The sequence below is a fragment of the Adhaeribacter arboris genome, from assembly GCF_003023845.1.
Lineage (GTDB): Bacteria > Bacteroidota > Bacteroidia > Cytophagales > Hymenobacteraceae > Adhaeribacter > Adhaeribacter arboris.
Map to the genome: position 1 here is coordinate 3,068,964 of NZ_PYFT01000001.1, position 13,434 is coordinate 3,082,397.

Consider the following 13,434-nt stretch of genomic DNA (forward strand, 5'->3'; position numbering starts at 1 on the left):
TCCCATACTTAGCACAAATAGACTTAGCTAGTTTCCAGTCAGGCAAAATGCATCCAGATAGCAACGCATCAATCTGGAGACTGACTTTTGTCTGTGTGGCACAAGTATCCGTTTATAGAATAATGAATTGCCATTAGCTTCAGCTAATATTTAAAATTCTAATAACAAAGCATCTGCAGGCAAGACGTTTACCGGAATACCCGCTTGAATATCAGGGATAAAGAAAGATGCATCCGTTAAAAGATTCTTAAAAGTTACACCTTTTTCGCCGGATATTTTCAAGATTTTTAATACTTCGGCTGGCAAATGGATGTACGTTTTTAAGGCTTCGTTACGGTCGAAATTAGCAACAGCTAATACTCTTTGCTCATCGGTGAAACGCAGGTAACCATACTGCTTATGCGAAAATCCGGACAGGTTGTTTAGTTCATAAAACTTACCTCGGCGAATAGCTTCTTTTTGGGCAGAAGTAGTGAGCAACTTCCGGTAAAATTCCCGCAGCTTTTTTTGGTCCTCACTTAATTTGCCGCCATCAAACTGACCATCATTCATCCATTTCTGATGCTCCGGTACGCCCCAGTAATCAAATATTGTAGTACGATTGTCTTCGCCGCCAAAACCTTCATTGCCTCTGCCAGGTTCACCTACTTCCTGCCCGAAGTAAATCATAATCGGTCCGGAAGATAAGGTTGCAGAAATAACCATTGCGGGTTTAGCCAACCAAGGATTACCGGCGAAACCAGCCGAAGCAATACGTTCTTCGTCGTGATTTTCGAGAAAGCGGACCATTTGAGAAGAAAATCCTCGGCTTTCCTGACTCCAGACGTAAGTAATATCTTTTACGTGGCCGTTCGACTCATCCCGGATAAGGCGTTTTAAACCATCATACAAGCCTACTTTGTCGTATAAAAAATCAAATTGACCCGTAGTAAAATACTTGCTATATTCCTGTGGATTATAAGCTTCGGCAATGAAAATAATAGCGGGATTAACTTTTTTTACAGCTGGTATTACCCAGTTCCAGAATTCTACGGGCACCATTTCGGCCATGTCGCAGCGGAAGCCATCTACGTCTTTTTTGGCCCAGAAAATAAGAATGTCGCGCATTTTTTCCCAAACCGGTGGAATAGGGTCGAAATACGTTCTCCGGTTATCCTGGTAATCTACCCCATAATTTAGCTTTATTGTTTCCGACCAATCGTTCAGACTAGGAGTAGCGGAAAAAACATCGTTGCCCGTGGCTTTGGCCGGGTTTTCGTCAAATCTCCCATCTTTCAAGGCACTTTTAAATGCATCGCCACCCGCATTCGTACCCGCAGGCACTACAAACGGCTGATTAGGAATATAATAAAAATCGTTTTGCGGACTAAAAGCTTTGGTTTTATCATCGTTAACTCCAAAGTCAAGTACACCCGCTGGTTTCCCATCCGAATTGTAAGTGCGGGCAACGTGGTTCGGAACAAAATCAATAATTACTTTTAACTGATGCTGATGCGTGCGACGTACTAAAGCTTCAAATTCGGTCATCCGGTTGGGCACGTTTACCGCTAAATCCGGGTCCACGTCGTAGTAATCTTTAATGGCGTACGGCGAACCAGCGATGCCTTTTACAATATCCGGGTCGTCGGGTTTAATGCCATAAGCGGAATTATCGGTCATGGTGGCGTGTTCGATAACGCCTGTATACCAGATATGGGAAGCGCCTAAAGCTTTTATTTCGCTCAGTGCTTTATCGGTGATATCATTAAACTTACCAACCCCGTTTTCATCGCGGGATCCGTAGTGTTTGTTGGTAGTATTTTGGTTACCGAACAAGCGCACCATTATCTGGTAAATAATAAATTTATTATCCTTGATGGGTTCTTCAGTGGTATGTTGAGTATTCATGTTTATTTCAGGCACAACTTTGGGAGTACATCCCGCTAGAAATAGGGCAACTCCCATTAAACCGCAAATTAGGTTTTTAGTTAATATTCCTGGTAGAAATTCTTTGTTAAGCGGCATACTCGTGCTCGGCTAAAATTTGTGCCTTCGCTTTTATTTCGTATAGTTTGTCGTAAACCACCACCGAAATGTCTTTATCTGATTGATTTAATATCTGCACGCCTTCTTTGCTTACTTTTATGTTTAGTAAAACGCCCCGGAACCCTATCTTAAAAGAAAATGACTGCCATTTAGCTGGTAAGAACGGATTAAACCGCAGCTGATTTTCTCGTACTCGCATGCCGCCGAAACCTTCTACCACGCTCATCCAGGTGCCCGCCATAGAAGTAGTATGGCAACCATCTTCGGTATCGTTGTTGTAATCGTCGAGGTCGAGACGGGAAGTGCGCAGGTAGAATTGGTAAGCCCGTTCTTCATCGCCGAGTTTAGCTGCCAGAATAGCATGCACACAAGGTGATAAAGAGCTTTCGTGGACGGTGCGCGGCTCGTAAAAATCAAAATTGCGGCGGATAGTTTCTAAATCGAAACGGTCTTCTAGGAAGTATAGCCCTTGCAATACATCGGCTTGTTTAATAAACGGCGAACGCAAAATGCGGTCCCAGCTCCATTTTTGGTTCAGCGGCCGGTCGGCTGGTCTTAAATCTTTTACAAGAATATTTTCTTTATCTAAATAACCGTCTTGCTGCAAAAATACTCCTTTTTCCTCATCTACCGGCAAATACATATTATCGAGAATGTGCTGCCACTTCGCCATTTCCTCCTGCTCCCGAAAATTTGTTCGCCGCACAATATCAGCGTACTTTTCCGAAGCACCAGTTTTAACTATTCCAATAGCTTCCAAAGCATATTCGAGGCACCACATTGCCATGGTACTGGTATACCAGTTATTGTTTACATTATTTTCGTACTCATTAGGACCTGTTACCCCGAGCATCACGTATTGTTGTCTGGCTTCGCTCCAGTTTACGCGCTGCGACCAGAACCGGGCAATTCCCAGCAATACTTCTAAGCCATATTCACTCAAATAGGCGGCATCGCCAGTGTACCGCACATAATTATAGATAGCAAAAGCAATAGCCGCGTTCCGGTGAATTTCCTCAAAAGTAATTTCCCACTCGTTGTGGCATTCTTCGCCGTTAATAGTTACCATTGGGTACAAAGCCGCACCATGGGTAAACCCTAATTTCTCGGCGTTTTCAATCGCTTTCTGGAGGTGCTTATAACGATAAATGAGCAAGTTGCGGGTAACCTGCGGGTCGGCAGTAGCCAAGAAAAAAGGCACGCAATACGCTTCGGTATCCCAGTAAGTAGTTCCTCCGTATTTCTCCCCTGTAAATCCTTTCGGCCCAATATTTAAGCGGGCATCTTCGCCGGTATACGTCTGGTTGAGTTGGAAAATATTAAAACGGATGCCTTGCTGAGCAGTCACATCTCCTTCAATCACTATATCACTTTCTTCCCATTTACTCGTCCAGGCTTGCACCTGCTCCTGTAACATTTGTTCAAAGCCTTTCTGAGTTATTTTTTGGATTACTTCCCGGCAATGTTGCAGTAACTTATCTTTGGGATAATTTTCGGATGATAAGTTAGCGGCAAATTTACAGATAGTCGTTTCTTCATTCTGGTTAGCAGAAACTGTAACCAGACTGGCCACATACTTTTCTCTTTGGATAGACTCGGGATTAAGTTCTAATGCTTTACCGTTTTGGTAAATAATAAATTGCATGCCAGTGCACACCTCAAAAGCGGTTTTCTTGGTGCGCATAGTTAAGAAAGCCGTACTTTCGTTCACTTCTTTTGTTACTTCTTCCCAGAACTTTTCGTCGTAATTGGCATCCTGATTTTTTACATCCCCATCAATGTAAGGCGTTAGGGTAAGATCGCCCGAGAAATTCAGGGGAGTGATGCGGTAACAGATAGCACCGGCTTCGTCATCAACAATACTGCAAAAACGTTGGGAATTTACTTTCACTTGTTTGCCACTAGGTAGTTCGGCGGTAAAGGAGCGTTGTAAATAGCCTTCGTGCATGTTCAGCACCCGGCGAAAATCCGATACTTTAGCGGTATGTAAATCTAACGTTTCTCCGTCCACTTTTACGTCGATACCAATCCAATTGGCCGCATTTAACACTTTGGCAAAATATTCCGGATAGCCGTTTTTCCACCAGCCCACGCGGGTTTTATCCGGATAGTATACCCCGGCCACGTAATTCCCCAGTAAGCTTTCCCCGGAGTACGTTTCTTCAAAATTGGCTCGTTGGCCCATCCGGCCATTTCCCAGGCTGAAAATACTTTCGGATATTTTGTTCAGATGTGGGTCGAAGCCTTCTTCGATAATATTCCACTCATCTACTTTAATATAATTTTTCATGTTGATTTGATGCTAGTATCTAAAACCAGGCATTAACATACCTAGCCGTTCATAATTAATTGTTACTATTTAAACCTTTAAACTTCTTGCTCTTCAGCAGAAAAACTTTTGCTGCTGAGTTAAATAGCTTTCACCCAAAAAAGAGCGAAAGAGTTATTTGAATTAAGTATTTAATTAGTTACTTCTGCATAGGTGTAATTTCTAACTACATTTATGTATTAATGCCTAATGTATCAACCAGGCCTAACTTTCGTAATTTTTACAATTAAGCCTCATCTTTCTTCATTAGGCGCTTTAGTTTGAAGCTTTTACAATTTACTTTGGAGCCTTTTCCAGTCTCCAGGCTAAGGTGCTGATGCGGCTTGTTCCGTAACCTGTTTGCCTCCTGGCCGGCGGCCTCGTCGGGGCACTCGGACGGGCTACTTTTCCTTTCCTCCTGACGTCGGAATGCCTATCGGCACCGGAAAACTAGCAGGTCCTCGTTGTCCCGACTGCTGTCTTTTTCTTCTAAATACCGCTTCCCAGACTTCAACCTTTATTTTAATTTTCTTATTTTTCTTTTGGTATTCTTATCGTAGCGTCAGTGAAGCGAGGCTTCTTCTATTAGAATTTTACTTAGTTGAAATAGAATCTAATGCCTGTAATCTCGCAATGGTCATTTCGTGTAATCCAGGAACAACTAAGTCTGCTCCCGTTAATATTTCCGGCGAACCAATACCCACTACTTTCATATTACCCGCTTTAGCAGCCTGTATGCCGGCAATGGCATCTTCAAAAACTACGCATTCCGATGGATCAGTACCTAAAGCCTCCGCTCCTTTTAGAAACACTTCTGGGTCTGGTTTAGAGGCAGCTACGTGATTACCATCCACAATAGCATCGAAGAAAGGCAGTAAGCCTACTCTTTCCAGGATGGTAGAGGAATTTTTACTCGCTGAACCTAAAGCAGTTTTTAACCCGGCAGCTTTTGCCGCTTGCAAGAATTCTTTAGCTCCCGGCAAAATTTCGGAAGGCTGCATCCGGTTAATCATTTCCACGTACCACTGATTTTTGCGGGTAGCTAATTCTGTTTGTTCGGTTTGAGTTTTAGTTACCCCACCCCAACCCAGAATTAACTCCAGAGACCGGACCCGGCTTACTCCTTTTAATTGTTCATTTTGGTGTTCGGTAAAGTCAAATCCCAGTTCGTTCGCCAACCGCTTCCAGGCTTGATAGTGATACAAGGCAGTATCTACTATAACTCCATCTAAATCAAAAATACAGGCTTTAATCATACTTTTAGTCGATAGTCCATGGTCGTTAGTCCATAGACTATCGACCATAGGCAAGGTTAGTTTTTTAGCAATAATTTAAATTATAGCCAGGAGCTAATATATAGAATTTTTAATTATTAATTTTATTACTTTTTAATTCCAAAACAAGTGTTGTTTTAGCGGGCACTTTTAAATTATCTTTTAAGGATAAGGTTTCGTCGTTAATAATATTTTGCCCTTGCGTGTAGTTGCCCATCCGTTCGGAGAATCTATTCAGGGTTACCGTTTCTTCTTTCTCACTGGTGTTCATTACAATCATTACAGTTTTGTCTGAATTATACCGGAAGTAGACGTAAATACCATTTTCCGGCACGTATTGCATGAGTTTACCTGTTTGCAGTACCGGGTTCTGTTTGCGGTAATTAGCTAGTTTGCGCACGTAATTAAATACTTCGTTTTCTTGAGGGGTACGGCCCGTTGCCGTGAATTTATTTACCTTATCTCCGGGCCAACCGCCTTTAAAATCTTCTCGCACCTTCCCGTCAGGATTTGCTAAGTTCTTCATCAGTATTTCGGCGCCGTAGTAAAACTGCGGAATGCCCCGGGTGGTAAGTAACCAGGCAATCGCGGATTTATACTTGGCTACATCTTCGTTTACGAGCGAGTAAAACCGGCTTAAATCATGATTATCTAAAAAAACGACATTACGGGTAGGGTCCTGGTATTGATAGTCGCTGGCTAAGGTGGTATATAATTTTGTAACCCCATCGTTCCAGCCAAATTTACCGTTCATGGCTTCGATAATAGCCCAGTAGGTTTGAAAGTCCGTTACCCCTTGTAGTTGGGTATCAAAACCACGGTTAACCGTATTGCCTTGAGTAAAAAATACCTGGTTCGGAATACCTTGCACCCAGGTTTCGCCAAAAAAAGTAAACTGCGGATATTCGGATTTAATAGCTTTTCCCCATTCGGCCATGTAATCGGCATCATTATAGGCGTAAGTATCCAACCGGAAACCATCCAGGCCGGCGTACTCAATCCACCAGATATGGCTTTGGGTGATATAATTCCGAACAAAAGGATTCTGTTGGTTCAGGTCGGGCATGTGGGTATCGAACCAACCGTCGGTCATGCGTTTTTTATCTTCCTGGGCCGCGTACGGGTCAAATAATACTTGGTCTTTATAAGAAGTACGGGTAAACTGGGGCCATTCGTGTACCCAATCCGGCGCTGGCATATCGCGGATGAGCCAGTGCTGGTTGCCTACGTGGTTATGCACCAAATCTTTAATTACTTTCATGCCGCGTTTATGGCACACATCTACCAACTTTTTATACAGTTCATTCGTGCCAAAGCGGCGGTCAATTTTATAATTTTCGGTATTGGCGTAACCGTGATACGAGTATTTAGGCTGGTCATTTTCCAGAACCGGATTAATCCACAAAGTAGTTACCCCCAAATCTTGCAAATAATCTAAATGGTCGATAATACCTTGTAAATCGCCTCCGTGCCGGGTTATTAAAGTGTCGCGGTTAAGGCTTTTTTCCTGCATTCCTTTTACCACGTCATTGGTTTTATCGCCATTGGCAAAGCGGTCGGGCATAATCAGGTACACAAAGTCTTTACTGGTAACTCCCTGTATGCGGTTAGGTGAAGAGTCGCGGGGTTTGAGTTCGTATTTAAAAGAAAGCGCTTTTGTTCCGGCTTTCTCGAAAGTAATTGGAAACGCGCCTGGTTTGGCGGTAGCCGAAACGGTAAGGTCCAAAAATAAATAATTTGGATTTTGTACTTTATGCACCTGCATTAACTGTACCCCCGGATACACCAACTTTACCGTACGCTCCGAAATTTTATCGCCGTGAATAACTAATTGCAGTTTTGGGTTTTTCATACCTGTCCACCAAAAGGCTGGTTCTACTCGCTCTAAGGCTGGCATCTGAGCATAACTAGGCCCCCTTAAAAGTAGCAGTGTAACCGTCAGTAAAAGTAATTTTAGTTTCATTAGATAGTTTATTATAATCCTAATTCTTTGCTTAGTATAATCACCATTTCACTAGCTTTTTTACCACGGTGCCTTTATCCTGGGTAATTCTTAAATAATAAACTCCGGCTTTTCTTTGCTGTAGCGGAATACTATGCGATAGCATTTCTTGTTTTTTTGAAATTTCTTGCTTCTGGAGCAAACGACCTTGCAAATCATAAAGCGTCAGGGTAACAGGACCACGGTAATTGCTCTTAAAACTCAGGTAGCTTTCCTTTGTAGTTGGATTAGGATATACCCGTAAGCTTTCGTTTAGCAGGTCGTCTTCTATGGCGGTAACTACCCCGGGAATGCCTTCCCAAGGTACTAAGCCTGCTTCCGGAGTGGATAATTTAACAGTGGTATACACGTGAAACTCGCCGGGTTGTAAAGTAATGCGGGCAGTTGGGTTACTTACTTCCAATTCGGTGCCGGTAAAGTAATCGTACCATTTTCCGGTATTAGGAAAACCGAATTCGGCGGTTTGGGGCTGCACATCAAAATTACCCAGAATATGCACGTTCATGGAGGCATGCTGTAAAGTAATGCGCTTCACAATATTGCTTGTATTTAAAATAAAATCTTGGGTCTGGAAAACCGGTTGGGTTAATTTGAGTTTTATCAATTCAGCGTAAACCCGGTAGAGCTTTTGCCGGTTAGAATCTTGTTGGTACTCCCAACGAATAGGCTTCGCCCCGGTTCGGCCGTTTTCGTTAATCGAAACATCGTATCCCAGTTCGCCGAATTGCCAAATTAGTTTAGGTCCGGGGACCGGTAGAAAAAAGGCAGCAGCCAGTTTAGCCCGTTCCAAAGCTGTAGCTAAATTTCGGGTATTATAACTGCCCTGCGAGCGGCCATTCTGACGGACATCGTATAAAAGTCGTTCTTCGTCGTGGCTTTCCAAGTAACCTACCACGTTCGGTTGTTGCCAGCTTCTTTTCTTGTAAGAAATCCAATCCAGATTGGCAGCATTACCTTTTGCGGCATTGCGGTAGTCATTATTACTATTGCCCCAGAAAAGCATACCGTAATCCGCTAATTCTTTTTCTTCGGGGTTATCGGCAAAATGCTCTAGAAGTACGTAAGCGGTCGGGTCATAGCTTCGGATTTGGTCGTAAATGCGTTTCCAGATAGCAATGCGGCTGGCATCGTAATTACCCCAGGCACTTACATTATCACCGGTATTTTTCTGAGTAAAGCCTTTCGATAAATCAAACCGAAAACCATCAAATTTATATTCTTCGAGCCAGTAACGGTTTACTCGTTCTACTAAAGCTTTGGTAGCTGCCGCTTCATGGTTAAAATCAAAAAAAACGCTGAACGGATGGGTAGCTTGTGGGTTAAAAAACGGATTATCGGGGCTCGGCTTGCTCCCATCCCAGTACATTTTTACATAAGGAAATTCATAATCGGCCTGGTTTAACACCATATCCAGAATAACGGCTATTCCGTTTTGGTGGCATTCATCGATAAAAGCTTTTAAATCGTTTTTCGTACCGTAGGCCTTATCCGGTGCGAAGTAAAAAATGGGATTATATCCCCACGAATCATTACCCGAAAACTCCATTATCGGCATCAGCTCAATGGTATTTACTCCGAGGCGCTTAAGGTAAGTTAAAGTATCGGCGAGAGTTTTGTAATTATGAGTAGCTACAAAATCGCGTACCAGGAGTTCGTATACTACTAAATTCTTAGCTTCAGGTCGCTGAAAGTTAGTTACCTGCCAGTTATACGCGGCTTGATTGGTTTGCAGAACGGAAACAATACCTGTAGCCCCGTTGGGGTAAGATTTCAGGTTGGGGTAATTTGCCGGGGTTAAGAATTTATCGTTATTCGGGTCCAGAATTTTATCGGTGTACGGGTCAGCTACAGCCTGAGTGCCGTTAACCAGGTACTGATAGGCGATTTCTTTTCCAGGTTCCAGGTCAGATAATTCCAGCCAATAACGCGTTCCATCAGGGGTGCGCTTCATAAGGAAGTCTGCGGAGGGAGTCCAGTTGTTAAACTCTCCAATGGCGTACACAAAATCTTTTGCCGGAGCAAATAATGACAGCAGTACTCGATTGGGTCCCAGGTAATTAATGCCATCTTTCATGCCAGCTGGCAGTTCCGCAATAGGGGCATTTGGTTTTACGGTGTAATAAAAAGTATCCGCGGCAGTTTCAGTAGCAGTAGTAGCTTTAAAGATAACCATCTGCCGTAATCCAGCTTGGGCACCGCTGTTAAGCGAATATACCAGCGAATCCTGGTTAGCAGTAGTTTGTAAAACCTGGTTGTTTTGTTGTAAAGTTAAAGTAGCCTTAGCCGAAGAATACCCTTTTACGTTAATAGTTGCATTAGCCTCGACGAAAAATTCGCGTTGTTCTGGTTGCCGGAAGGTTACGTTTAATCTATTTTCGTAAACCTGCACGATGAAGTCTTCGGTTTGCGCGGTGCCGGCGCCATTTTTTAGGAGTACACCTAATTGCACCGCATTTTTACCAGCCGGAATATTAAAATACGTGCGAGGAGTAAGGGTAATCTGCCAACGGTTATTTCCTAATGAAGTCATTTTGCCGGGCCCAAATGGCTGAGCAAAGTTTGTTTGACCAGTCGGTTGAAACTCAAACGCATTCGTTAAGGTTGTGCCGGCTCCTGACCATAAATACACATCATCTGTTTTCCCCAATAATTCGGCAGCCCGACTATCTTTAGCCTGGCTTACATCAAACAGTAAGGTTACGGGTTGGTCGGTGGTAGGGAAAAGCGGCTTTGTAACTACTACCTGCCCCAAAAGCGAAAAAGCATTACCAAGGCATACTAGTAAAAAAAAAGTAAATTTTTGCATCGTACTAACGGGTAAGAACTATCTATTTTTAACAACCAATGCTTATTATTTCTATTAAACTATTTATAGAATCGTAAGCTTTTACAAAGAGTACTTTAATTAAGAGACCTAAAAAATTTAGATAAGGAAAAATCAGACCTTTTCACTGGGCAGGATTTCTGGACCGTATACCGGCAGGTAGGGGATTCTATTCGGCAGCCATTTAAGGAAATACAAATGGCTGCCAATAGAATAGGATATTGTTAATAAACAACTTATGGTTGCTTTACCAAGAGGTAATAACCCGTAAGGTCGTTGAAATAGATTTGGTATTTACCGGCTTTTACGGCAATGTTAGGTCCATCGCGTTTGCCTTTATCGTAGGTGCGGGCCTTGGTAGCATCCGAGTCGGCTCCCCAGTTAACACTCCAGCCTTCGGCAATCCGGAACTTCATTTCGGTATCTTCGGCAAAAGTGTATTCTGTAGACCAGATATGCGGGTTCAAGGCAGACTTGGTCATGGGAGCAATATTTTCCCAATTGGTAAACGGCCCGATAATCCCGATAGAAGCATACGCATCACCAGTAGCTTCATAAGGCTCAATGGTAATGGTATTGCTCCGCAAGTTTAATTTCACGGTGTAATACCCATTAGTCGGAATAGTAAAAGAAGATGGGTCAGGGTCTGCTTCAGTAGCCCGGAAAGCCAGGCCTCCGGTGCTGTTGGCTCCCCATTGCGGCGCCCACTTACCTAAATAACCCAATATCTTAAAGGCTCCGGCTTTAAAATTACCGGAATAAGTGTACACAAACGGGTCGGTTTCGTCGCGGAACATCGCGGAGGCTTTGGTATTTTCCCAACCATTTTCCACCGCCTCACCTACTAAGTACACCGTTGGATACTCCGGTTCTGATAAGAATGGCGTAACGGATATGGTTAGTACATTAGAAGAAGTAGGCGCATATTGGTCGGATATGCGCGCAGTAATGCGCACTTCCAGGTCGCTGGGGGAAAATCCGGGTAATTCTAACTCGGTGGCAATATTGTTTAAGGCGCTTACAGTATAAGTCTTTACGAAACTGTTACCAATTTCTTCGGTTTTCGCCGTAGCGAAATTATCGCCTTTTTTACCGAATTGCAGAGAGTACTTTACAGCAGCGTCGTAGCCAAAATTGGCGGCTTTCCAGGAAAAGGTAACCGCATCTTTGCCCTTATCCGCTTCGGTTAAAACAATGTTGGTTTGGGAAGCCGCCAGCGAAGCATTCGCTTTCGGCGAGATAACGACCTTATCCTCGTCTTTTTCGCAGGCGAATACAAATAAAGCTAAGGCTAAAAGAGTGAGTATATTTTTAAAAGTAGATTTCATAATGATAAGTTATTTTAAGGCTAAATTCGGGAGGTAGCATAATGGAGAAAGCAGCTACCTCCCTGATTATTAATATCCCGTATTTTGCACCAGATTAGGATTTGCCGTTAAGTCGGAGGTAGGAATAGGATACAGATTCCGGAAAGCTTCTACGGCTCGGCCTTCTTTCACGCCGCCTTTCCAGGGCCATACATAACTACCACTTACAAACCGGCTAAAACGAATTAAGTCGGTTCTCCGGTGACCTTCCCATTTTAACTCCCGGGCTCTTTCGTCCAGAATAAAATCGAGCGTCATTTGATTAGCGGTAATGTTACCGGCAGTACTACCGTACGCTCTTTGCCGTAACTGATTTATGTATTGCAATGCCGTGGCCGCATCGCCTCCCGTGCCGCCGCGTAAAACGGCTTCGGCGTACATTAAATACACATCGGCCAAACGGAACATGGGATAATCGGTATCGGTATGCGTACCAGAAGGGTCAGAGCCGGCCTGACCGGCAGAATTTACATTCCGGTATTTGGTAATAGAGTAACCTTCGGTGAAAGTAGCAATATCATTAATTTCCAGGTTCTGGCCATCGCTATGGAACATGGACCGCTTGTCGGCGGTGCCGGTAACATCCGGAAACAAATTTACAATGTTTTTAGTAGTCCGTAAACCACCCCAGCCACCGTTCACGCCGAATTCTGCCGCCTTCATATTTCCCCCGATGGGGGCGTGTACCAGAAAAGTAGTGCCACCCCAGGTTTTGGTTTTCTGACCATCAAAAGCTACCAAGAAAATAATTTCGTTGGAAGTATTATTATCCGCTAAAAACAGTTTGCGGTACTCTGGCTCCAGCGCATACCCCGCATTAATTACTTTATTTGCGTAGGTAATGGCATCGGTGTAACGGGCAGTACCGGTATAAACTTCGGCATTCAGATATAATTTGGTTAACAAAGTCCAGGCCGCCGCTTGGTCAGCGCGGGCGTATTCATTTTGGCGAGCCGGTACTAATTCTGTTTCCAGAGCTTTCAGTTCTGATTCTACGTAAGTGAATAAATCCTGGCGGCTAATTTGTTTCGGAAAGAAAGCTCCCACCTTATCTTCCTCTGTTACAAAAGGTACACTGCCAAATAAATCCAGAGCGTGCCAGTAGCTCATGGCCCGCAACAACCGGACTTCGGCGCGGTAATGTTTGGCATCTGCTAAGTTATTACCGGTAATATTGCGTCCGCTGAGTTTATCATCCGAAGTTTCGCGGATAAATTCGTTACAAATAGAAATCTGATAATAAATCCGGTCGTACATCATGCGTACATATTCGTTATTAGAAGTCCAGTCCATATCGTGAATATCGAAGATGGTACCATCATTCCAGGCAATAACGGCTTCATCGGTTGATAATTCCTGTAATTGCCAGTACGCCCGGATGTAGTTGGATTTACCTTCGTCAAAACCGCTCACATCCGCTAATCCGTCCGGACCTTTCTGGCCGGTAACCGCGTAGCCCGCGTATAATTTGGCTAATACAGACTTATAATTGGTAAAATCGTTGTACACGCTGGCCGAAGTAAGTTCGTATTTAGGGGTGAGTTCCAGGTCATCGGTACAGGCCGGCAGCGTACAGGCCAGTACCCCAGTAAACAGTAAACTCTTTATATAATTATTTTTCATTTTGCTTCTTG

General features: G+C 43.6%; 7 protein-coding genes. All 7 read right to left on the reverse strand.

Going from position 1 to position 13,434, the window contains the following annotated elements; translation table 11 throughout:
- Positions 1–150: 150 nt before the first annotated feature.
- Positions 151–1,887, reverse strand: a complete 1,737-nt coding sequence (locus AHMF7605_RS12740; protein WP_233219032.1) for an alpha-amylase family protein — start codon at positions 1,885–1,887, stop codon at positions 151–153.
- 106 nt (positions 1,888–1,993) lie between these two features.
- On the reverse strand, positions 1,994–4,315 hold the full coding sequence (locus tag AHMF7605_RS12745) for a glycoside hydrolase family 65 protein (protein ID WP_106929885.1): 2,322 nt from the start codon (positions 4,313–4,315) through the stop codon (positions 1,994–1,996).
- A 611-nt stretch (positions 4,316–4,926) separates the two neighbouring features.
- Entirely contained in the window at positions 4,927–5,637 is a 711-nt protein-coding gene (gene pgmB, locus AHMF7605_RS12750) for a beta-phosphoglucomutase (RefSeq protein WP_233219033.1), read from the reverse strand.
- 61 nt (positions 5,638–5,698) lie between these two features.
- The gene (locus AHMF7605_RS12755; RefSeq protein WP_106929889.1) at positions 5,699–7,570 is read right to left on the reverse strand and encodes a glycoside hydrolase family 13 protein; all 1,872 of its coding nucleotides are present in this window, start codon (positions 7,568–7,570) and stop codon (positions 5,699–5,701) included.
- Positions 7,571–7,610: 40 nt separating this feature from the next.
- A complete protein-coding gene (locus tag AHMF7605_RS12760) occupies positions 7,611–10,415 on the reverse strand; it encodes an alpha-amylase family glycosyl hydrolase (RefSeq protein ID WP_106929891.1) in 2,805 nt (934 codons plus the stop codon).
- A gap of 254 nt (positions 10,416–10,669) precedes the next feature.
- On the reverse strand, positions 10,670–11,761 hold the full coding sequence (locus AHMF7605_RS12765; protein WP_106929893.1) for a SusE domain-containing protein: 1,092 nt from the start codon (positions 11,759–11,761) through the stop codon (positions 10,670–10,672).
- A 69-nt stretch (positions 11,762–11,830) separates the two neighbouring features.
- Positions 11,831–13,423, reverse strand: a complete 1,593-nt coding sequence (locus AHMF7605_RS12770; RefSeq protein WP_106929895.1) for a RagB/SusD family nutrient uptake outer membrane protein — start codon at positions 13,421–13,423, stop codon at positions 11,831–11,833.
- Between the last annotated feature and the right edge of the window lie 11 nt (positions 13,424–13,434).

What these genes read in the sequence shown, in the direction of transcription:
- AHMF7605_RS12740 (WP_233219032.1), bottom strand. Translation starts at nt 1,887, where the DNA reads ATGAATACTCAACATACCACTGAAGAACCCATCAAGGATAATAAATTT.
- AHMF7605_RS12745 (WP_106929885.1), bottom strand. Translation starts at nt 4,315, where the DNA reads ATGAAAAATTATATTAAAGTAGATGAGTGGAATATTATCGAAGAAGGC.
- pgmB (WP_233219033.1), bottom strand. Translation starts at nt 5,637, where the DNA reads ATGGTCGATAGTCTATGGACTAACGACCATGGACTATCGACTAAAAGT.
- AHMF7605_RS12755 (WP_106929889.1), bottom strand. Translation starts at nt 7,570, where the DNA reads ATGAAACTAAAATTACTTTTACTGACGGTTACACTGCTACTTTTAAGG.
- AHMF7605_RS12760 (WP_106929891.1), bottom strand. Translation starts at nt 10,415, where the DNA reads ATGCAAAAATTTACTTTTTTTTTACTAGTATGCCTTGGTAATGCTTTT.
- AHMF7605_RS12765 (WP_106929893.1), bottom strand. Translation starts at nt 11,761, where the DNA reads ATGAAATCTACTTTTAAAAATATACTCACTCTTTTAGCCTTAGCTTTA.
- AHMF7605_RS12770 (WP_106929895.1), bottom strand. Translation starts at nt 13,423, where the DNA reads ATGAAAAATAATTATATAAAGAGTTTACTGTTTACTGGGGTACTGGCC.